Source organism: Acinetobacter sp. NigerLNRRAM0016 (assembly GCF_054112845.1).
In genome coordinates this window covers 65,776-87,100 of the sequence record NZ_JBSYVT010000004.1, presented here as the reverse complement: position 1 = coordinate 87,100, position 21,325 = coordinate 65,776, and the positions used below count along the sequence as shown (strand labels likewise).

Sequence of the window (21,325 nt, the reverse complement as noted above, 5' to 3'; positions counted from 1 at the left end):
TGAATGGCTCAATTTTTTATTCATCGCCCCATTTTTGCGTGGGTGATTGCACTGGTGATTATGTTGGCGGGTGTTATTACGCTAACCAATATGCCAGTTGCCCAGTATCCGACGATTGCACCGCCCACGGTGACAATTTCTGCAACGTACCCAGGTGCCTCTGCACAAACGGTTGAAAATACCGTGACTCAGATCATTGAACAACAAATGAATGGTCTAGATGGCTTACGTTATATCTCTTCTAACAGTGCTGGTAATGGTCAGGCATCTATTAACTTGAACTTTGAGCAAGGCATTGATCCAGACATTGCACAAGTTCAAGTACAGAATAAGCTACAATCTGCAACTGCACTCTTACCTGAAGATGTGCAACGCCAAGGTGTCAAAGTCACCAAATCTGGCGCAAGCTTTATGCAAGTTGTGGCATTCTATTCTCCAGATGAAAGCCTTTCTGCATCTGACATTAAAGACTATGTAAACTCCAACATTTCCGAACCGCTCAGTCGTGTTGCTGGGGTGGGTGAAGTACAAGTTTTTGGTGGTTCATACGCGATGCGTATTTGGCTTGATCCAGCGAAAATGACCAGTCTGCAAGTTACACCAAGTGATATTGCAACTGCCATTAATGCGCAGAACTCACAAGTTGCTGTGGGTCAACTCGGTGGTGCGCCATCAATTCAGGGACAAGTTCTGAATGCTACGGTCAATGCGCAAAGTATGTTGCAGACACCTGAGCAATTTAGAAATATTTTCCTCAAAAATACAGCATCTGGCGCTCAAGTGCGCTTATCTGATGTTGCACGTGTTGAACTTGGTTCAGATAACTATCAATTTGACTCTAAATTCAACGGCAAACCTGCTGGTGGTGTAGCGATTAAACTGGCAACTGGTGCAAATGCACTAGATACAGCAGCAGCTGTAGAAAAGCGCCTCAGTGAACTTCGTAAGAACTATCCAGATGGTTTAAAAGATAAACTGGCTTATGACACAACTCCATTTATTAAACTTTCGATTGAAAGTGTGGTTCACACTTTAATTGAAGCCATAATTTTGGTGTTCATTGTCATGTTCTTGTTCCTACAGAACTGGCGTGCAACGATTATCCCAACACTTGCTGTTCCTGTGGTTGTATTGGGTACCTTTGCTGTCATTAACATTTTCGGTTTCTCCATCAACACACTCACCATGTTTGCAATGGTCTTAGCGATTGGTCTTCTAGTCGATGATGCGATTGTTGTGGTGGAAAACGTCGAACGTGTCATGCAAGAAGAACATCTCGACCCTGTTGTTGCCACTGAAAAGTCAATGCAACAGATTTCTGGTGCCTTAGTCGGTATTACCAGTGTGTTAACAGCTGTATTCGTACCAATGGCTTTCTTCGGTGGTACTACAGGTGTTATTTACCGTCAGTTCTCGATTACACTTGTGACAGCAATGATTCTGTCATTGATCGTCGCATTAACATTCACCCCTGCCCTATGTGCAACCTTGTTAAAACAACATGATGCAAACAAACCAGAAAGTAATAATATTTTTGCACGTTTCTTCCGTTGGTTTAACAACAGCTTTGAAAAGCTATCCGTAAAATACCAAGGTGGTGTCAACCGTATGACCCATCATAAAGTATTTTCTGGTGTGGTTTATTTACTGGTGATTGCAGGTTTAGTTGGCCTATATAAAGCTTTACCATCCTCATTCTTGCCTGACGAAGACCAAGGTGTGGTCATGACACTCGTACAGCTTCCACCAAGTGCAAGCCTTGAACGTACCGATAAAGTCATCACCACAATGACAGACTATTTCATGAATAAAGAAAAAGAACATGTAGAGTCCATCTTTACTGTTTCTGGTTTCTCATTCACAGGTGTTGGTCAAAACGCAGGTCTTGCGTTTATCAAGCTGAAGGACTGGAGTGAGCGTACTTCACCTGAATCACAAATTGGTGCCATCATCCAACGTGGTATGGCATTGAATATGATCGTGAAAGATGCCTCTTACATCATGCCATTACAGTTACCTGCAATGCCTGAATTAGGTGTATCTGCTGGTTTTGACATCCAATTAAAAGATGCGAGTGGTCAAGGTCACGAAAAACTGATTGCTGCACGTAATGCGATTTTAGGTATGGCAGCACAGGATAAACGCCTTGCAGGTGTGCGTCCAAATGGTCAAGAAGATACGCCTCAGTATCAAATTAGTATTGACCAAGCACAAGCAGGCGCAATGGGTGTAAGTATTGCTGATATCAATACAACAATGAGTATCGCTTGGGGTGGTTCATATATTAATGACTTCGTAGACCGTGGTCGTGTGAAAAAAGTCTATGTGCAAGGCGAAGCAAATGCACGTATGATGCCTGAAGACTTGAACAAGTGGTACGTACGTAATAGTAGCGGCACAATGGTTCCATTCTCAGCATTTGCAACAGGCGAATGGACTTATGGTTCCCCACGTCTAGAGCGTTATAACGGCGTATCATCAGTCAACATCCAAGGTACTCCTGCACCAGGCGTTAGTTCGGGTGATGCCATGATCGCAATGGAAGAAATCATTGGCAAATTACCGTCAATGGGCTTAGATGGTTTCGACTATGAATGGACGGGTTTATCTTTAGAAGAGCGTGATTCTGGTAGTCAAACAGGACCATTACTCATTCTTTCAATGTTGATCGTATTCCTTTGTCTTTCAGCTTTATATGAAAGTTGGTCTATCCCTGTTTCAGTATTGCTGGTTGTACCACTTGGTATTATTGGTGCATTTACTTTAACGTGGTTAGGTATGATCATCAAAGGCGATCCAAACCTGTCATTTAACATCTACTTCCAAGTCGCAATTGTTGCCGTAATTGGTCTTTCTGCGAAAAATGCAATCTTGATTGTAGAGTTTGCAAAAGAGTTGCAAGAAAAAGGTGAAGACTTATTTGATGCAACCCTTCATGCTGCAAAAATGCGTTTACGCCCAATCATTATGACCACCCTTGCCTTCGGTTTTGGTGTACTCCCTCTTGCCCTTTCAGCAGGTGCAGGTGCAGGTAGTCAACACTCTGTCGGTTATGGTGTACTTGGTGGTGTAATTAGTTCTACACTTTTGGGTATTTTCTTCATTCCAGTATTCTTTGTTTGGATTCGCAGCATTTTCAAATACAAACCGAAGAAACAAAATAATCAGGAGCAAACATCGTGATGCAAAAAGTATGGTCTATTTCAGGTCGTAGCATTGCGGTATCTGCACTTGCGCTTGCTTTGACTGCATGTCAAAGCATGCGTGGTCCAGAACCCGTCGTTCAAGCGGATATCCCAACAGGATATATTGGTTCAGCTACAGGACCGTCTATTGCTGAGCAAGGTTATAAAGATTTTTTTGCTGATGCACGATTGGTACAAGTCATTGAAATGGCTTTGGCCAATAACCGTGACCTACGCACTGCAACTTTAAATATTCAACGTGCACAACAAGCGTATCAAATTACTGAAAACAACCAACTACCCACTATTGGGGCAAGTGGTAGTGTGCTTCGTCAAGATACGTTAAGTACGACTAAGCCAGTCACAACCTATAATGTTGGCCTTGGTGTCACCGCCTATGAGTTAGACTTTTGGGGGCGTGTACGTAGCTTAAAAGACAATGCTTTGGACAGCTATTTAGCGACCCAAAGTGCGCGTGATGCAACACAAATTTCGTTGATTGGTCAAGTTGCGCAAGCATGGCTCAGCTACTCGTTTGCCAATGCCAATTTGAAACTGGCAGATCAAACCTTAAAAGCTCAACTTGAATCTTACAATCTGAACAAAAAGCGTTTTGATGTCGGGATTGACAGCGAAGTGCCTGTGCGCCAAGCACAAATTTCGGTAGAAACAGCACGTAATGACGTTGCCAACTACAAAACCCAAGTGGCTCAGGCACAAAACTTACTGAACTTGTTGGTGGGTCAAGCTGTTCCTGAAAACTTGTTGGCGAAGCAACCAGTGACTCAAGTTACTCAAAGTTCTGCGATTGGTGCAGGCTTACCTAGTGATTTGCTGAACAACCGTCCTGACGTACGTACCGCAGAATATCAATTGTCTGCTGCGGGCGCCAATATTGGTGCAGCAAAGGCACAGCTTTACCCGACCATCAGCTTGACGGGGACTGCGGGCTATGCCTCTACCGATTTAAGCGACTTGTTTAAATCTGGTGCTTTCGTTTGGTCACTTGGTCCAAGTCTGGATATTCCAATTTTTGACTGGGGCACACGTAAAGCCAATGTCAAAATTTCTGAAATTGACCAGAAAATTGCCTTGTCGAATTACGAACAAACCATTCAAACTGCTTTCCGTGAAGTCAATGATGCCTTGGCAACCCGTGAAAACATTGGTGACCGTTTAGCAGCGCAAAAACGTTTGGTTGAAGCAACCAATACCACCTACAAACTTTCAAATGCCCGCTTCCGCGCAGGGATTGACAATTACTTAACCGTATTGGACTCTCAACGTAGCGCTTATGCGGCTGAACAAAGTTTGTTGTTATTAAAACAAGCTGACCTGAACAACCAAGTTGAACTGTATAAAACATTGGGTGGCGGTGTAAAAGCCAATACCAGTGACAGCATTCAGCAACAACCTTCAACCGCAGAAATGAAAGCGGCAAAATAAAGGTTGAACAATAGTAAAGCTCACTTCGGTGGGCTTTTTTATTGCATTTTGATACGTTATTTCATATCTTCAAGTTTCTATTTAAATTCAACCGATTGGTTTTATTCTGTCTATGTTATTAAGTAATCTTGAAACAGTTCCTGGTCATCACATTCGTCAGCAACTGGATGTTGTCTATGGCAGCACGGTACGCAGTAAACATGTGGGACGAGACTTACTGGCAGGACTCAAAAATATTGTCGGGGGTGAACTGACAGCCTATACCGAATTATTAGAAGAATCACGTCAAGAAGCCATGAATCGCATGATTGAAAAAGCCCGCGCCATGGGTGCAAATGCCGTGGTGGGTATTCGTTTTTCGACCTCGAATATTGCCCAAGGTGCTTCAGAACTGTTTGTCTATGGCACTGCGGTAATTGTAGAACCAATGCAACGCATTCCTGACCCTTTTAGCGCTTAAGGCCAGATCATGGATGGTTTAATTTTCCAAATCATTGTCTTCGCAGTGTTGTTTGCAGTCGGTTGGGGCTTTGGTCGACACAATGAACGACAGCATTTATTGCAATTGGCACAGCAAGAACAACGCTTGGCTTATATCCGCTTGGACATCAGCCGCTTTAAGCAAAATACCGCACAGGGCTATATGGTCAGTAGCAATGTGGTGATTTCGCATGACTACTTCAAATACATCATCGCCAATTTACAAAATCTGCTTGGTGGTAGACTGACCAGCTATGAAACCGTGGTCGACCGTGCACGTCGAGAAGCGATTGTCCGCTTAAAACTGGAAGCAGAGAAAATGGGCGCCACCCAAATTCAAGGCTTACGCTTAAGTACTACAGAAATGGGCATGCATGGTGGCATGGTTGAAGTCTTTGCCTATGGCACCGCTATTTTAAAAGCAGAAACACACAACTAGCACACATAAAAAAGCGGGCTAAATCTACTCTAGCCCGCTTTTAAAAGCCGTCGTTTACATCTTATTTGACTTTGGCTTTACGAATCATGCGGTACAGCGCACTTGGTGACAAACGTGAAACCAAGACCCCTAATTTTTCTTTACGCCCACCAATCACAATGTATTCATCGCCCTGCATTAAGGCTTTGACGGTATCTTGTGCAAATTCATCGGCTTCTAAACCATTGGCGGTGACTTCATTGTCAAAGCCTTGCGCCTGCCCTGCACCATTCAAAGCATTAATCGAAACATTGGTTTTAACAAACCCAGGGAACACCACTGAAACATCGACCCCTTCATCTGCCACTTCCGCTCTTAGACTGTTTGCCCACATGTGAATGGCACCCTTTGCCGCAGAATAGGAAGCACGATATTGCGTCCCCAATAAGCCCGCAATACTGGATACAAACACCACTCGTCCTGACTTTTGCTTTAACAGCGTTGGAAGAACGGTTTTGGTCAAAAACACTTGTGAGAAGTAATCCACTTCCATAATGGTACGTTCAGTTTGCATGGTGGTTTCAGCAATCAACGCGCGCTGGCTTAATCCAGCATTGTTAATTAACCAGTCGATGCGACCTTTGGCAGCCAAGACTTGTTCATAGGCATGTAAAACCTGAGCTTCATTGGTAATATCGGCACAAATTGAAAGGTGTAAATCTGGATTTAACAATCCAACACGTACCGTTTCTAGTTCTTCATAACGACGTGCCATCAACACCACTTGCGCGCCTTGCAAGGCACATTCCTGTGCCAAGGCTTTACCTAAACCCGAAGATGCCCCTGTAATCCATACCACTTTATTTTCTAAACTGTCTAGCTTTGCCATGATCCACTATCCTGATGCTATTGCGGCGTATGCGCTAATTGTTGGTTGAATTTCCTAAAAAAACAAGAAAATGATTGAAATAATGACTCATGGTTTTGGCATCGTATTGCGTGCCCAATTTATCAAAACGCTTATAACCCATTTGCGTGGTGACATTGATCACGCCATTTAAGGTTTTATCCACCACCACATTAAATTTCAGCATCTGTTTCGGAATACGAATTAGATGGGTCACGCCCTGATCGACAATTTGGGTAAAGGCATGTAAGGCAGGAACCACCGCTGTATTATCGCCCTGCTGCATCTGTTCGGCAAAACCCAGTAATTCTTTGACATTTTTAGGATCGACCGCGTAGGACAAATAATAGTCCCCGTCTTTTTGGTACATCAGCTCATGTAAATAATTCACCATGGGCACAAGACGTTCATTGCCAAAAAATGACACCGACCATGGCATATATTTACGCGTGGTGTCCATAATGTGATGAATAACCTTGGCAGATTCGTTGTCGCCCGAAAGTGAAATACGGGTAATTTCACCAAAGACCTGATCAATCACCTCATAGGAAATGTCTGCCAGTACCTCGCCCAGTGCTTTGGCGACACTCTCGCTTTGCCCTTGATTTAACTGTTGAAAGATGTCCTGAAAACGTTGATGGGTTTCTGATTTCAACTTGAGTGAAATAACATAACTCATTCTATTTTTTCCTTTTTATCAAGTTCTGCGATCTGATGCGCAGTCGTTATACAACCTTCATCATAAAACCTTACACCTGCCGTGACAATTGCAGAAACAAAGCATTTGACGAACATCCCTAAGCAGTTATTTTTTTGCTACACTAGGTGCAATTTTTTATTCACTTTTTATCTGTTCTGACTATGACTGATTCTGCGCAAAATATTGCTACGACTTACGATCCGACTGAGATCGAGAAAAAATGGTACAAGACTTGGGAAGACAAAGGCTACTTTAAGCCATCGGGTCAAGGGGATTCATTCTGTATCATGATTCCACCGCCGAACGTCACGGGTAGCTTGCACATGGGTCATGGTTTTAACAATGCCATTATGGATGCCTTGACGCGCTATAACCGTATGTCTGGTAAAAACACCTTATGGCAACCGGGTACGGACCATGCGGGTATTGCTACGCAGATGGTCGTAGAGCGTCAGTTGGGTGCACAAAACATCAGCCGTCATGACTTGGGTCGTGAAAAGTTCATCGACAAAATCTGGGAATGGAAAGAACAATCTGGCGGTACGATTACCCGTCAAATCCGTCGCTTAGGTTCTTCTGTGGACTGGTCACGTGAACGCTTCACCATGGATGAAGGTTTATCGAATGCGGTAAAAGAAGTTTTCGTTAAGCTACACGAAGATGGTTTGATTTACCGTGGTAAACGCCTCGTAAACTGGGATCCAAAATTACAAACTGCACTTTCTGACCTTGAAGTTGAGTCAGACAAAGAAGAAGCAGGTTCATTGTGGCACTTCAAATATTTCTTTGAAGACAAATCATTGCGCACACACGATGGTAAAGATCACATCGTTGTTGCAACCACGCGTCCTGAAACATTATTGGGTGATACGGCAGTTGCAGTGGCACTGGATGATGAACGTTATACACACCTTGTGGGTCAGAACATCATTCTGCCGATTACAGGTCGTGCCGTTCCAATCGTTAAAGATGAATATGTCGACAAAGAATTCGGTACAGGCTGTGTAAAAATCACTCCTGCACACGACTTCAATGACTATGAAGTGGGCAAACGCTGCGAATTGCCAATCATCAATATCTTCAACAAAAATGCGGAAGTATTGGCTGAGTTTGAATACATTGCCAAAGCGGGCGAACAAATTTCTAAAACCATCGCTGCACCTGCAGAGTACGTTGGTTTAGAGCGTTTTGCTGCACGTAAGAAATTGGTTGAACAAGCAGAAGCGGAAGGCTGGTTAGACCAAATTCAACCGTACACCTTGAAGCCACCACGCGGTGACCGTTCAGGTGTGATTGTTGAGCCATTATTGACCGATCAATGGTATGTAAAAATTGCACCACTGGCTGAGCCTGCAATTGAAGCGGTGAAAGATGGTCGCATCAAGTTCGTGCCAGAGCAGTACAGCAACATGTACATGGCGTGGATGAACAACATTCAAGACTGGTGTATTTCACGTCAGCTTTGGTGGGGTCACCGTATTCCAGCTTGGTACGATGCTGAAGGTAATGTCTTTGTCGGTCGTAACGAAGCTGAAGTGCGTGCCAACAACAACATCCCTGCTGATGTTGCACTCAGCCAAGATGAAGATGTACTGGATACATGGTTCTCTTCTGCGCTGTGGACGTTCTCGACCTTAGATTGGACGGGCGATGCCAAGAAAGATGCAGAAAACTATTTTCTCAATACCTTCCACCCGACTGATGTGTTGGTGACAGGTTTTGACATTATCTTCTTCTGGGTGGCGCGCATGATCATGATGACCATGCACTTCATGAAGAATAAAGATGGCACGCCACAAGTTCCGTTCAAAACTGTGTATGTACATGGTCTAGTCCGTGATGGCGAAGGTCAGAAGATGTCTAAATCTAAAGGCAACGTACTTGACCCATTAGACCTCATTGACGGGGTAGACCTTGAAACCTTGGTACAAAAACGTACTACAGGTTTGATGAACCCGAAACAAGCAGCGAAGATTGAAAAATCAACGCGTAAAGAATTCCCAGAGGGTATTCAAGCTTACGGTACAGATGCGGTTCGTTTCACTTTCTGTGCGCTTGCCAACACAGGTCGTGACATCAAGTTCGACATGAAACGCGTTGAAGGTTACCGTAACTTCTGTAACAAGATTTGGAACGCCACTCGTTTCGTGTTGATGAATGTTGAAGGTCAAACCGTTGGTCAAACTGCGCGTCCTGATCTGTGGGAATTGCCTGAACAGTGGATCATCAGTCGTCTGCAAAAAGCCGAAGCTGCGGTACAACAAGCCTTTGCGACCTATCGTTTAGACTTGGCTGCACAAGCCATTTACGAATTTATTTGGAATGAATACTGCGACTGGTATGTCGAGTTGACCAAACCAGTTCTGAACGATGCGGAAGTGTCTGAAGAGCGTAAAGCAGAAGTTCGTCGCGTATTGCTTGCGGTGATGGAAGCATCTTTACGTCTTGCACATCCACTTATGCCGTACTTGACTGAAGAAATTTGGCAGACGCTTGCACCAAAACTCGGTATTGCTGGCGAAACCATCATGCTCGCGCAGTACCCTGTGGCGAACCCTGAGCGTGTAAACGAACAGGCTGAAGCAGATATGCAATGGCTTCAAGGTTTGATTGGTGCGGTACGTAACATTCGTGGTGAAATGGGCTTAGGTAATGCGCGTTTATTACCTGTGTTGCTTCAAAACACCACTGATGCTGAAAAAGCGCAGATCACACGTATTGAAGCGTTGTTTAAAGCGTTGGCGAAAGTTGAAAGCATTACGTTCTTGGCAGATGCTGAGCAACCACCATTGTCTTCTTCATCTGTTGTGGGTCATGTGTCTGTATTTGTTCCGATGAAAGGTTTAATTGACCCGAAAGCGGAATTGGGTCGCCTACAAAAAGACTTAGACAAAGTGCAAAAGCAGCATGACCAAATTGCAACTAAACTGGGCAATGAAGGTTTTGTGGCGAAAGCACCTGCGGCGGTGGTTGAAGGTGAAAAAGCGAAATTGGCTGAGTTTGCTGACCAGTTAGCGAAGATTAAAGCAAATATGGAGCAGATTGCAGCGCTGTAAGATGTTGGTAATTTGACCTAATTCGTAGTATAAAGGGCTGATTATTCAGCCCTTTGTTTTTATAATATGAGCCAAGATGACATCAATAAATATAAAATTCTATTTGAAGTTTCCAAACATGAATATCAACTAGAAATCGATCGAAGTAAATCACTAGATGATAAAGCCATTAAATATTCAACAATGGTCGGTATTGTGATAGTTGCCTACTCAGCAGCACTGACCAAGTTAGAAACTTTTACTGCTTATGCTTGTACTTCATTAACCAAATGCGTTTTATATATTTTATGTATAGTTTTATTTATAGCAATTCTAAGTTGTTGGTATAAGATAGCAAAAGTACTAAGCCTTTCTGCACTAGAAAAAGTTCCTTTGGATGATACTAATTTAATTAACACTTTTATTGATAATGATGAAAGAACATGTCTATGGTATATGGGAGAAATTTATCAGGATTTAATTTCTCGAAATGCCCAAATGCTAAAGGATAAAGTTATTGCTTTAGAAAAAGCTTATTCAGAGATTAATTGTGCAGCAGCTATTTTTGGCATATTATGTCTATATCTATTAATTTTATGGTTAACGGGAGAATGCAATGTCCAGACATACACAGAACTCTCAAAACTCTACATCAAGAAATAATCAAAGTACTTCAACAAGTCTAACAGCTTCTAGCCGTCCTAGACCTACATGGGTTAATGATTCTGTTAATCTACCGTCAAGTTACAGAGTAACCATGGAAAGTGCTGATCCTCGTATAGATTTTGACTCAAGCAATCGTCGATAGTTTTTAAAGTACCTCTTTTATTATAGAGGTACTTTTTTACTATATTTTATAAAAATTGAATCTAATTTTTAGGTTTTTGAAAAGAGTTAAGGATTGGTGTCTTTTAATTCATAACACTCGCCACAAATCCACTAAAACCACTTCTATATTTCCCAACACATCATTATTCCAATACCGAACCACTTTTAAGCCTAAAGCCTCTAAAAACTTAGTTCGTTCAGCATCATATTCAATTGCATCGTCTGTACCATGCTGACTGCCATCTAGCTCAATAACCAAACCCAACTCATGACAGTAAAAATCTACAATATAGGGTGCAATTACATGCTGTCTACGAAATTTAAGGTTCATAAATCGTTTGGCACGAAGTAGTTGCCACATGAGGTATTCTGCATCTGTAGCATTGCTTCGCATAGTTTTGGCGAATTCTAATAATTGTGGGTCTAATTTCATTTTTTATTATTACCTCTCCCTAGCCCTCTCCTACAAGGAGAGGGAATCTCATCTAATTACACACCACCATAAAATCAACTACTACTCCCTCTCCCTCAGGGAGAGGGTTGGGGTGAGGGAAAATCAAAGCTCCCCATGCCCTAACAACATCTCCACCCCACTCACCTTTTTCATATGCTTTAAACGCTCTTTTTCCCACTTCAACTGCTGCTTTAACTCAGCACAGTCGGCATCTATAGCTTTATACACATCGCTAATATGTACATGCTCGGCTTTTACTTTTTTCGCCAAATGAAAAGAATCCAAAATCTCATCAATTTGGCTTTCAAGCTGCTGACTTTGCGCATCCAAAGCTAACTTATAAAACTTCAACTGCTCCGCAGATAACTCTTTCGCGCCTACACCTTTATTCTGTTCAAGCTGTAACTGAAGTTTGAGTAAATAAAACAAATCCTGCTGCTCATAAGCCAGACTTGCCTGCTGGAACAACTCGGTTTTTTCTGCTTTCTTGCTCTCGTCTTGCTCACGGTCGGGGTGAATCATCGCGGCAATTTTTAAATACACAGTTTTCAGCGACTGAGCCGCCATCTGCTCCGCTTGTTCACGTTTTTGTTGCTGTCTTTGCTGTTTGGCTTGTTCACGTGCCTGTTGCTGCCCGGCAGCAAATTGTTCAAAGTCATCTTCAAACAAAGCTGTTTGCTCATCACTTTCAGGCTGATCGACTCTGTGCTGCTGTACTTTTTTAGTTTTCTTGGCGGACTGCTGCGCATGCTGTTGATAAAAAGTATGGATCTGCTCGACTTGTTGCTGCTGTTCGTTGATAAGCATTTTGGAATGTTTCAGCATCTGTGCACGTTGGGCAATGCTTTCATCCAATTGCTGCATATCGGCTTTGGAAAATTCATGACTGTGTAACAGATTCCAAAGTTGATCTAACTGCTGAAACAGCACCGCATGCAGTTCGCTATACACAGGCAGGAGTTTTTGCCGCGTGTGCTGCTGAATTTCCGCTTGGGCATTTTGCCATGTAGCAAGGCTGATTTTTTGCTGTTCAATTTTATCTATCAGGCGATTCAGCTTTTTCTGATGTGGAGACTGTTCAGCCCTTTGCTGAATGCTAACTTTAAGATCGAAGAACATTGCCGATTCACACGCTAAAACAATGCAGCCACTATAACAAGTTTAGCCATAGGACAGTACTCAACTGCCCTGCATCATCCACTGCAAGCCATAATGGCATCCACCACATATCCCCTGCGCAATGACTGTGCCTTGTCACGCCTAAAGTTTAGATAATTGCACTATCTTATTTTCTAAATCTACTTGTGACTATTTATATGTCCCATTTTCTACAATCTGGCAGATGTTGTACTAACTGCTCCCCCCAAACTCCCCACATTAAATAAAATTATTTTAAAACATAGATTTAAAATCATTAAAGTCATAATTTCGTATTTAAAAAAATGGAAATACTAAACAAGTAATTGTTTATTTTTATTAAAAACAGTATGTTATTTAAACACACAATACCTTGCAGGCACAGAATCTGCTTTGTTCTACTTAAGTGATATGCATCAGACTTAAATCTGTTTAAAACTTAAGCAGTTAACGTTAACAAAGCATCAACAATCTGAGCTTCGCAAGTGATGAAAACTCGCGCTAAGATGAAGTTTAAGCTGCTTGTCAGACAAACAGCTGTGCATGCAATAACGAATAAGCTGATGGATATTCAGTCAATAAATAAAGCAAATGATGACAATAAAACACAAGGAGTTTTACTTATGTTATTCAAACGGCCCCTGACTTCCCTACTTTGTGCCAGTACCCTCGCATTCGGTTTAAGTGCCTGTAGTGGCGACAAACCACCTAGCAGCGGTGATGCAGGCAGCAAAGAGACGGCAGCGTCAGGAACACTGGAGAAAATTAAAAAATCAGGCACCATTGTGCTGGGGTATCGCGACTCTTCCATTCCATTTTCCTATATTGCCGACAATCCAAATCAACCTGTGGGCTATGCGCATGACTTACAACTTAAAGTGGTCGATGCCGTTAAGCAAAAGCTGAATATGCCCGATTTAAAAATTCGCTATAACTTGGTCACCAGTCAAAACCGTATTCCTTTGGTGTCGAATGGCACGGTCGATTTAGAATGTGGTTCCACCACCAACAACAAAGAACGCCAGCAACAAGTCGATTTCTCTGTAGGCTTTTTTGAAGTCGGTTCGCGCTTACTCACCGCAAAAGATTCCGGGGTGAAAGACTTCGCCGACTTAAAAGGCAAAAAACTGGTGACTACCGCAGGCACCACATCAGAGCGTTATATTCGCCAGCATGAAAAAGAACTGGGCATTGGTGAGATTATTTCTGCCAAAGACCATGCCGAATCTTTCTTGATGCTGCAAAACGGACGTGCTGCAGCCTTTATGATGGATGACATTTTACTGGCAGGGGAAAAATCCAAAGCCAAAGATCCAGAGCATTGGGTGATTGTCGGTACTTCACCTGTACATGAAATTTATGGGTGTATGCTTAGAAAAGGCGACCCTGAATTTAAGCAAGTGGTCGACAATGCGATTAAATCGGTCTACAGCTCAGGTGAAATTAACAGCATGTATAACAAATGGTTTGAGCAGCCAATTCCACCAAAAAACATTAACCTGAACTTCCCGATGTCTGAACAGCTAAAAGCGTTGATTAGTGCACCACATGACCGTGATCAGTAATTGCGCTGATCATCCATTTCATATGCATCAGGTAGTGCACTTGCCTACCTGATTTAGACACTGGAGCTCCTATGAACTATAGCTGGAACTGGGGCGTATTATTTCAATCTACAGGTGTCGGGGACAGTAGCTATTTCAACTGGATTTTAACAGGCTTGGGCTGGTTACTGGTCATCGCCATTGTGGCATGGTCTATCGCATTTGTGCTGGGCAGTCTGCTCGGCATTATGCGTACGCTTCCAAATAAAACGGCACGTGCTATTGGTACCGCCTATGTGACCATTTTTCGTAATGTACCGCTGTTGATTCAACTGTTTGTCTGGTTTTATGTGGCGCCGAATTTTCTCCCTGCGGGGCTGAAAGATTGGTGGGTGAATGACTTGAGTGCCAGCACCAGCGCCCTGATCTCGGCCAGTATTGGCTTGGGACTGTTTACCGCAGCACGAGTCTGCGAACAAGTACGTACAGGCATTGAGGCCCTGCCAACGGGGCAAGTCAATGCAGGGTATGCTTTGGGCTTTAGTACGGCACAACTGTACCGTTACATTATTTTGCCACAGTCGTTCCGTACCATTCTGCCACCATTGAGCTCTGAACTGACCAACTGCGTGAAAAATACCTCGGTCGCTTCTTTGGTGGGGGTGGCAGAAATTATTTCGCAAATGAAAACCATCAGCGAGTACACCCAAAACACCATCGAGATTTATACCTACGTCACCATTATTTTTATTGTGATTAATATCTGCCTCATTCAATTTATGAATTTTCTGGAAAAACGCTTACGCATTCCAGGTTTAATTGCAGGAGATAAATAATGGACTGGCTCACTGCATTTCTTCAAGATTTACATCTCTCTGCACCTGCCTTATGGCATGGTCTCAGCATTACCTTAAAAGTAGTGTGTATTGCGACAGTGGGTGGGATTTTTATTGGCACCTTACTGGCGTTAATGCGTCTGTCATCCATTCGGGCACTGAATTTAATTGCCCAAGCCTATGTCAATTTGTTCCGCTCTATTCCACTGCTGTTGGTACTGATGTGGTTCTACTTTGCGGTGCCGTTTTTCTATACCGCATTTACAGGCAATTATCTGACTATCGACACTGCCCTGGTCTCGAGTATTGTCGCGTTCATGTTGTTTGAAGCCGCTTATTTTTCGGAAATTGTGCGTGCAGGGATTCAATCGATTCCCAAAGGTCAAAGTGCCGCGGCTTATGCCTTGGGCATGAGTTATAGCCAGTCCATGCGCCTGATTATTTTGCCGCAAGCCTTTCGCAAAATGACCCCGCTATTACTGCAACAAACCATTATTTTGTTCCAAGATTCCACCATGGTTTACGCCATAGGTTTGCTGGATTTTTTCCGCACCAATTACGTCCGCGGCGACCTGATGTCCTTACTTACCCAGTACATTCTGTTTGCAGGTCTGGTCTACTTTAGCATCAGTGCCTTGGCGACCTTTGCGGTGAAAAGATTACAACGGAGATTAAAAGTATGAGTGATAAAAAAGTAATGATTGATCTCCAAAATGTCAGTAAATGGTATCAACAATTTCAGGTACTTACCGACTGCACCACTCAAATCTGTCAAGGTGAAGTGGTGGTGGTCTGCGGTCCTTCAGGTTCAGGCAAATCGACCCTAATTAAAACCGTGAACGGTTTGGAACCCTTTCAACAGGGACAAATTTATGTGGATGGTATTCCAATTGCCGACCCGAAAACCGATTTGAACAAATTGCGTAGCCGTGTCGGCATGGTGTTCCAGCATTTTGAGTTATTTCCACATTTGAGCATTACTGAAAACCTGACCATCGCGCAGATTAAAGTATTGGGGCGCAGTGCAGATGAAGCCAAGAAAAAAGGTCTCGCCTATTTAGATCGGGTTGGACTGAGTTCGCAAGCCAATAAATATCCAGCGCAGCTTTCGGGTGGACAACAACAGCGTGTCGCCATTGCCCGTGCCTTGAGTATGGACCCGATTGCCATGCTGTTTGACGAGCCGACTTCTGCCCTTGACCCAGAAATGATTAATGAAGTGCTCGAAGTGATGGTCGGTCTGGCTAAAGAAGGCATGACCATGATGTGCGTGACCCATGAAATGGGCTTTGCCCGCCAAGTGGCGAATCGCATTATTTTTATGGATCAAGGTAAAATAGTAGAAGACTGTTCTAAAGATGAATTCTTTAATACGCCACGCGGTGAACGCGCGCAGCAGTTCCTAGACAAGATCTTGCACTAAGCCCAAACAGTATCAAGTGGAACGCATCTGCTCCACTTGATCCACCCTTTTTTGCCCTTTATGCGACACACATTTCGATTGCCTATCGCTGAAATCAACCAAGCTGGAAGCCTAAACGCTTTCAATACCTTCAAACCATTCAGCCTGAACGATGTGTCACGCTATAGACCATCAGTCGCATGTGTTTCCTGAACAATAAGTCAATTTATCATTTTGATTTTACATTTAATTCATTTGAAATCTTGTTTTTTCATACTCTAAAAATGCAAATTACAGCACCTTTTTAAGTCAATACGCACTGTTTTCCACCAAATAAATCGTATTTTCAACAGAATTGGTGCATTTTTTGCTTAGGTATTTTTCTGAACGGAGTATTTTGTTGCTGAACTCCAATTTTTAGATTTACTAAACTATTTTGGTGCAAATTATCTTCCCAAGTTTGTGCCTAAAATCGTATTAAGCACTTTTTTCGAGCAAACTATGCAAGATATCGATTTATTATTTCTACTGCTAGGAGCAGTGCTGGTACTGGCAATGCATGCCGGTTTCGCATTTTTAGAACTAGGAACAGTTCGACATAAAAATCAGGTCAATGCCTTAAGTAAAATCCTGACTGACTTTGCACTTTCAGCGATGGCTTACTTTTTTGTAGGTTACTACATTGCCTATGGACACCATTTCTTCCATATGGGAGCAACCTTGGCAGCAGATCATGGCTATAACTTGATGCGCTGTTTCTTTTTACTGACCTTTGCTGCAGCAATTCCTGCCATTATTTCAGGCGGCATTGCAGAACGTGCCAAAATGCGTTCCCAAGCCATCGCGACTTTATTGCTGGTGGCCTTGGTCTATCCCTTCTTTGAAGGTATTGTCTGGAATGGCAATTTGGGCATACAAGCATGGTTGGAGCACACTTTTGGTGCGCCCTTCCATGACTTTGCAGGCTCTGTCGTCGTTCATGCTATGGGCGGCTGGATTGCCTTGGCAGCCGTGATCCTATTGGGGGCACGTCATGGTCGTTATAAAAAAGATGGCCGTGTCAGTGCTCATCCTCCATCGTCTATTCCCTTCCTTGCGTTGGGTTCATGGATTCTGATTGTGGGCTGGTTTGGCTTTAACGTGATGAGTGCACAGCGTTTAGATGCCATTTCAGGCATGGTGGCGATTAACTCGTTGATGGCGATGGTCGGTGGTACTGTGACTGCCAATATGATTGGTAAAAATGACCCAGGTTTCTTACACAATGGTCCACTCGCTGGCTTGGTTGCCATCTGCGCAGGCTCGGATATTGTGCATCCTTTTGGTGCATTGGTGATTGGTGCAATTGCGGGCATCATTTTTGTAAAGTTCTTTACCTATACCCAAAACAAACTCAAAGTGGATGATGTGTTGGGCGTATGGCCATTACACGGTATTTGTGGCGCCTTTGGTGGCATCGCAGCGGGTATTTTCGGTCAACAATGGCTAGGCGGGATTGGTGGTGTCTCCATGATGTCACAAATCATAGGTACCCTATTCGCCATCATCGTTGCACTTGCAGGTGGATTTGCCGTGTATGGCGGCTTAAAAGCTTGTATTGGCATTCGTTTATCGCAAGAAGATGAATTCCGTGGCGCGGATTTATCCATCCACAAAATTTCAGCCAACTCCGATGACAGTATGTTTTAAGTTTTTTCAAGTTACGTATGTTGCGCAGCGATTCTTAGGAATCGCTTTTTTTATGTCTGCAATTTTATCGTGGTTCTAAATACGCCTTTAATTCATGTAACTGCTGAATACGAGGCACCTCTAGACGTTCATCTTCAGGGTGAAAGCCTTGCAACCAAATGGCTTGCATGCCTGCCTGTTGCGCGCCGAGAATATCATTCACAGGATGATCACCAATAAACACACATTCTGAAGGCTGCACGCCTAAACTTTCAGCCGTATGCAAAAATATCTACTGATGGGGCTTACTGATGCCTGCCTGTTCGGAACTGACAATCACATCAAAATAATCCTTAAATCCGAGACCCGTTAAAATATTCAAGCGGGTGGCATGTCCACCATTCGACACCACTGCCAAAGCATAATCTTGCAGCTTTAACATTTTTAATAGATCCATAGCTCCTGCCATGGCGACGGCACACTGTCCAAAGTACTCAAACCAGAACTGGGTTAACTCCTGAAAATCGGCTTCAGTTTGCCAGTCCAACTCTTGCAGTAAAGCGTGTGCAACCGAAGCCCCAATACTCGGATGGGTTAGCTGTTCTTTTTGAGGATAACCGCCATTATCAATACGGCGGATAATCTGCTGGATTTTGTCCAGATCATGGGCGAATAACTGCGACTGATACTGTTGCAGTAAAAACTCGCAATAACGCTGAATACTTTGATCACGGTGGGTTAAGGTATTGTCCAAATCAAATAATACTGCACGAATAGACATAACACGCCCTGCTGGCTTTTGCCTTTAATCTAGCATTTTCCAGTCGCTTTGCATGACAGATTTTCTACGAAGTTCTGCATAAAATCTGTGAAGAAAATCAGCCCAGCGATGTGCTTTTAAGGTTCAGTTAAGTCCACTTTAAGTTTGCTTTGCTCTAATAAAAGTCATCCAAATACCGTTTGCATGACCATGTCTGAATTACAACGTTTTAGCCTCAAGCAAGGACTGATTTTGCTGTTCAGTTTTATCCTACTGCAACTGCTTTTCCCTGTTGCGGGTCAACTCGACCTGATGTTGATTCAGCCGTGGACAGGGCTAGATGGTCAATTTCCATGGCGTCATGACTGGTTCTTGGAAACCCTGAATCATAAATATGTTAAAAACCTTTTAATTCTGTGTGATGTCAGTTTTGTCACCCTTTGGCTAGGCAGCTTTAAGGTCAAAGCGTTAGCAGCAAAACGTTGGCAATATGCTTATCTGTTCTGGATTTTAATTTTAAGCACCAGTGTAGTCGGTATTCTTAAATCACAATCGGGGCATGCCTGCCCATGGAATATGACCCAAACCACAGCAACAAGTTTTCTCTGGAACTTTAGCATCAGCCATGGGCACTGCTTCCCAGGTGGTCATGCAGCTACAGGCTTTGCCTTAATAACGGGTTTCTTTGCCTTTCGAAAAACTGCACCAAAACGTGCTTACTTCTATCTTGTTGCGGGTTTAATTTTGGGCTTTGCGATGGGATGGGCACAAATGATGCGTGGCGCGCACTTCCTCAGTCATAATTTATGGACAGCTTGGGTCATCTGGTGCTGTAACGTGGCGCTTTATCCATTGTTTTATAAACGCTTGCTACCTGCTCAATCTGTAGAAACTGCTCAGCCTGCTGAGGTTATGCCTCAGCCAGTCTCCGATCAGGTGCAAGAAGCGGCTTAAAACTTTGTCTTGCAACTGTTGTCAGCATGCTGCCAACTGTGATCTTGCTGAGACTTAGTAGCGATCAAAGTCCGCAAAGCATCCTTCTATCCGCCTATTTCTGTTCACTTTAGATTAGATGATACAAACATGGAAGTGGAGGCTCAAAACTCTAAATCTGCTGTAATTCTTATGAATTGAGCCTACTAAAGCAGCATGGTTTAAGCTGCTTTTTGCTTTAGAAGAAGCGCTGCCAGCTGAGTGAAGATTATTCATCTGATTGGACTTGTTTGGGAAACTGAACTTGCACAAATAGGCCGCCTAAAGTCTGACTTTTGCCAAACTGGATTTTACCCCCCAAATGTTCTGCTGCCTTTTGCACAATCGAAAGCCCTAGCCCACTGCCCATCTCTAAATGATGATGAATACGATAAAAACGCTTCATGATCTGCTCATATAAGGCGGGGTCAATGCCAGGACCGCTGTCTTCCACTTGAATAATGGCATCATTGCCCTGAGAGAAAATCGAGACATTAATCACGCCATTTTTTGGGGTGTATTTAATCGCATTATCAATCAAATTATAAATAATGGAACGAGCCGCAGACTCCAAGCCATTAACCAAAACCTCTTCTTGGCGCTCCATGCCCAAATCGATATCTTTGTGCAAAGCCACATGAATCAATTGCTCTACACAATTCACCGCCACTTGGTTTAAGTAAAATGGCTGTTGCTGCATGCTGTGCAGGTTACTGGCATCTTGCTTGGCTAAATCGAGTAACTGGCTGATTAAATGCTGAATACGAATTAAACCTTGGCTCAAATTTTCCAGTGCCGTGTTTTCTGGGAACTCACGCAATAAAATCTGCATCTGTAAATTCAGTGCAGTAATCGGTGTTCTGAGTTCATGGGCGGCATCTGCAATAAACTGGCGCTGCTCTTGTTGTGCCGACTCAATCCGTTCAAACAGATAATTCATTTCCTGAATTGTGGGAATGAGTTCCACAGGATAACGATTTAGCTTAATCGGGGTTAATTCATCGAGATCACGGCGGGCAATTTCTTGTCTAAACTCATCCATCGGTCTTAGACTGCGTAAAATCACCCAGCCCAAACCCCATAAAATAAACGGAATCATCACCAGATAAGGCACAAACATACTGGTGGCCAGTTCCAAAGCTAAATGACTTCTGGCTGAATGCGGCTGACTGACCTGTATTTGATACTTTTCAGTCGGCAGGACATACATGCGCCACACCCCTTGCGTGGTGGAACGGTCATAAAACCCCGCCTGATTTACGCCATGTAATAACAAGTTAAACTGATGTTGCGGATGTTCTTGCTTTTCCCAGACATCCACAAACAAGTCTTCCTCATGATAGCGCTTGTGAACATCAAAGTGACTTTTGATGGGTGCTGGGTCATGTGCGGCAACGCGTTCCGCAAGGTTCTGCATTTGCGCATCCAGAATTTCATCCAGTTCACCCAATGAAATCCAGTAGGCAGTTGCAATCAGCACGCCCCCCAACAGCAAACTAAAACCTGAAACAAAAATCAGTAAGCGTTTCTTTAACGATGTTTGTGTTGGCATG

Annotated in this window: 16 protein-coding genes and 2 pseudogenes; 12 read left to right on the top strand and 6 right to left on the bottom strand. The window is 43.3% G+C overall.

What is annotated here, in order from left to right:
• Positions 1–3 precede the first annotated feature (3 nt).
• The 4 genes from adeJ (at position 4) to ACWQ4X_RS04410 (ending at position 5,550) form a co-directional block, all read left to right on the top strand.
• Positions 4–3,183: a multidrug efflux RND transporter permease subunit AdeJ gene (adeJ, locus tag ACWQ4X_RS04425; protein WP_086208129.1), complete on the top strand. Its 3,180-nt coding sequence runs from the start codon at positions 4–6 to the stop codon at positions 3,181–3,183.
• Positions 3,183–4,631, top strand: coding sequence for a multidrug efflux RND transporter AdeIJK outer membrane channel subunit AdeK (gene adeK, locus ACWQ4X_RS04420; protein ID WP_457902913.1), 1,449 nt, complete (start codon positions 3,183–3,185; stop codon positions 4,629–4,631). The genes adeJ and adeK overlap by 1 nt, the downstream gene beginning before the upstream one ends.
• A gap of 112 nt (positions 4,632–4,743) precedes the next feature.
• Positions 4,744–5,091 (top strand): YbjQ family protein, encoded by a 348-nt coding sequence (locus ACWQ4X_RS04415; RefSeq protein ID WP_161932615.1) that lies wholly within the window; start codon positions 4,744–4,746, stop codon positions 5,089–5,091.
• Between the two features lie 9 nt (positions 5,092–5,100).
• Entirely contained in the window at positions 5,101–5,550 is a 450-nt protein-coding gene (locus ACWQ4X_RS04410; protein WP_457902852.1) for a YbjQ family protein, read from the top strand.
• A gap of 61 nt (positions 5,551–5,611) precedes the next feature.
• On the opposite strand, the gene ACWQ4X_RS04405 is transcribed toward ACWQ4X_RS04410, so the two are convergent.
• Positions 5,612–6,418, bottom strand: a complete 807-nt coding sequence (locus ACWQ4X_RS04405) for an SDR family NAD(P)-dependent oxidoreductase (protein ID WP_142769318.1) — start codon at positions 6,416–6,418, stop codon at positions 5,612–5,614.
• A 34-nt stretch (positions 6,419–6,452) separates the two neighbouring features.
• Positions 6,453–7,115 (bottom strand): hypothetical protein, encoded by a 663-nt coding sequence (locus tag ACWQ4X_RS04400; RefSeq protein WP_161932617.1) that lies wholly within the window; start codon positions 7,113–7,115, stop codon positions 6,453–6,455.
• A 182-nt stretch (positions 7,116–7,297) separates the two neighbouring features.
• Here ACWQ4X_RS04400 and ACWQ4X_RS04395 point away from each other — a divergent pair, with 182 nt between their 5' ends.
• Positions 7,298–10,192 carry a valine--tRNA ligase gene (locus tag ACWQ4X_RS04395; protein ID WP_457902851.1) on the top strand — a complete coding sequence of 965 codons (2,895 nt, stop codon included), beginning with the start codon at positions 7,298–7,300 and terminating at the stop codon, positions 10,190–10,192.
• A 66-nt stretch (positions 10,193–10,258) separates the two neighbouring features.
• A complete protein-coding gene (locus ACWQ4X_RS04390) occupies positions 10,259–10,834 on the top strand; it encodes a hypothetical protein (RefSeq protein WP_457902850.1) in 576 nt (191 codons plus the stop codon).
• A 231-nt stretch (positions 10,835–11,065) separates the two neighbouring features.
• Here ACWQ4X_RS04390 and ACWQ4X_RS04385 read toward each other — a convergent pair.
• Both ACWQ4X_RS04385 and ACWQ4X_RS04380 read right to left on the bottom strand, forming a co-directional pair.
• Positions 11,066–11,432, bottom strand: a pseudogene (locus ACWQ4X_RS04385) (endonuclease domain-containing protein).
• A gap of 123 nt (positions 11,433–11,555) precedes the next feature.
• Positions 11,556–12,572: a molecular chaperone DnaJ gene (locus ACWQ4X_RS04380; protein ID WP_457902849.1), complete on the bottom strand. Its 1,017-nt coding sequence runs from the start codon at positions 12,570–12,572 to the stop codon at positions 11,556–11,558.
• Positions 12,573–13,213: 641 nt separating this feature from the next.
• Between ACWQ4X_RS04380 and ACWQ4X_RS04375 the strand changes: the two genes are divergently transcribed.
• The 5 genes from ACWQ4X_RS04375 (at position 13,214) to ACWQ4X_RS04355 (ending at position 18,061) form a co-directional block, all read left to right on the top strand.
• Complete coding sequence (locus tag ACWQ4X_RS04375; RefSeq protein ID WP_457902848.1) at positions 13,214–14,155, top strand: transporter substrate-binding domain-containing protein; 942 nt, start codon at positions 13,214–13,216, stop codon at positions 14,153–14,155.
• 71 nt (positions 14,156–14,226) lie between these two features.
• Positions 14,227–14,970: an amino acid ABC transporter permease gene (locus ACWQ4X_RS04370; RefSeq protein WP_100242530.1), complete on the top strand. Its 744-nt coding sequence runs from the start codon at positions 14,227–14,229 to the stop codon at positions 14,968–14,970.
• Positions 14,970–15,653 (top strand): ABC transporter permease subunit, encoded by a 684-nt coding sequence (locus tag ACWQ4X_RS04365; RefSeq protein WP_100242529.1) that lies wholly within the window; start codon positions 14,970–14,972, stop codon positions 15,651–15,653. The genes ACWQ4X_RS04370 and ACWQ4X_RS04365 overlap by 1 nt, the downstream gene beginning before the upstream one ends.
• Positions 15,654–15,667: 14 nt before the next feature.
• The gene (locus ACWQ4X_RS04360) at positions 15,668–16,393 is read left to right on the top strand and encodes an amino acid ABC transporter ATP-binding protein (RefSeq protein WP_171334101.1); all 726 of its coding nucleotides are present in this window, start codon (positions 15,668–15,670) and stop codon (positions 16,391–16,393) included.
• Positions 16,394–16,873: 480 nt separating this feature from the next.
• Positions 16,874–18,061, top strand: coding sequence for an ammonium transporter (locus ACWQ4X_RS04355; RefSeq protein WP_457902847.1), 1,188 nt, complete (start codon positions 16,874–16,876; stop codon positions 18,059–18,061).
• A gap of 64 nt (positions 18,062–18,125) precedes the next feature.
• Here the strand turns inward: ACWQ4X_RS04355 and ACWQ4X_RS04350 are convergent.
• A pseudogene (locus ACWQ4X_RS04350) lies at positions 18,126–18,821 on the bottom strand (HAD family hydrolase).
• 189 nt (positions 18,822–19,010) lie between these two features.
• On the opposite strand from ACWQ4X_RS04350, the gene ACWQ4X_RS04345 reads away from it, so the two are divergent.
• Positions 19,011–19,754, top strand: a complete 744-nt coding sequence (locus ACWQ4X_RS04345) for a phosphatase PAP2 family protein (RefSeq protein ID WP_457902846.1) — start codon at positions 19,011–19,013, stop codon at positions 19,752–19,754.
• Positions 19,755–20,001: 247 nt separating this feature from the next.
• Here the strand turns inward: ACWQ4X_RS04345 and ACWQ4X_RS04340 are convergent, their stop codons facing one another.
• The gene (locus ACWQ4X_RS04340; protein WP_457902912.1) at positions 20,002–21,324 is read right to left on the bottom strand and encodes a sensor histidine kinase; all 1,323 of its coding nucleotides are present in this window, start codon (positions 21,322–21,324) and stop codon (positions 20,002–20,004) included.
• Position 21,325: the final 1 nt, after the last annotated feature.

Bases quoted from the DNA above. Each gene is read 5' to 3' on its own strand.
- adeJ (WP_086208129.1), top strand. From the start codon at position 4: ATGGCTCAATTTTTTATTCATCGCCCCATTTTTGCGTGGGTGATTGCA.
- adeK (WP_457902913.1), top strand. From the start codon at position 3,183: ATGCAAAAAGTATGGTCTATTTCAGGTCGTAGCATTGCGGTATCTGCA.
- ACWQ4X_RS04415 (WP_161932615.1), top strand. From the start codon at position 4,744: ATGTTATTAAGTAATCTTGAAACAGTTCCTGGTCATCACATTCGTCAG.
- ACWQ4X_RS04410 (WP_457902852.1), top strand. From the start codon at position 5,101: ATGGATGGTTTAATTTTCCAAATCATTGTCTTCGCAGTGTTGTTTGCA.
- ACWQ4X_RS04405 (WP_142769318.1), bottom strand. From the start codon at position 6,418: ATGGCAAAGCTAGACAGTTTAGAAAATAAAGTGGTATGGATTACAGGG.
- ACWQ4X_RS04400 (WP_161932617.1), bottom strand. From the start codon at position 7,115: ATGAGTTATGTTATTTCACTCAAGTTGAAATCAGAAACCCATCAACGT.
- ACWQ4X_RS04395 (WP_457902851.1), top strand. From the start codon at position 7,298: ATGACTGATTCTGCGCAAAATATTGCTACGACTTACGATCCGACTGAG.
- ACWQ4X_RS04390 (WP_457902850.1), top strand. From the start codon at position 10,259: ATGAGCCAAGATGACATCAATAAATATAAAATTCTATTTGAAGTTTCC.
- ACWQ4X_RS04380 (WP_457902849.1), bottom strand. From the start codon at position 12,572: ATGTTCTTCGATCTTAAAGTTAGCATTCAGCAAAGGGCTGAACAGTCT.
- ACWQ4X_RS04375 (WP_457902848.1), top strand. From the start codon at position 13,214: ATGTTATTCAAACGGCCCCTGACTTCCCTACTTTGTGCCAGTACCCTC.
- ACWQ4X_RS04370 (WP_100242530.1), top strand. From the start codon at position 14,227: ATGAACTATAGCTGGAACTGGGGCGTATTATTTCAATCTACAGGTGTC.
- ACWQ4X_RS04365 (WP_100242529.1), top strand. From the start codon at position 14,970: ATGGACTGGCTCACTGCATTTCTTCAAGATTTACATCTCTCTGCACCT.
- ACWQ4X_RS04360 (WP_171334101.1), top strand. From the start codon at position 15,668: ATGATTGATCTCCAAAATGTCAGTAAATGGTATCAACAATTTCAGGTA.
- ACWQ4X_RS04355 (WP_457902847.1), top strand. From the start codon at position 16,874: ATGCAAGATATCGATTTATTATTTCTACTGCTAGGAGCAGTGCTGGTA.
- ACWQ4X_RS04345 (WP_457902846.1), top strand. From the start codon at position 19,011: ATGTCTGAATTACAACGTTTTAGCCTCAAGCAAGGACTGATTTTGCTG.
- ACWQ4X_RS04340 (WP_457902912.1), bottom strand. From the start codon at position 21,324: ATGCCAACACAAACATCGTTAAAGAAACGCTTACTGATTTTTGTTTCA.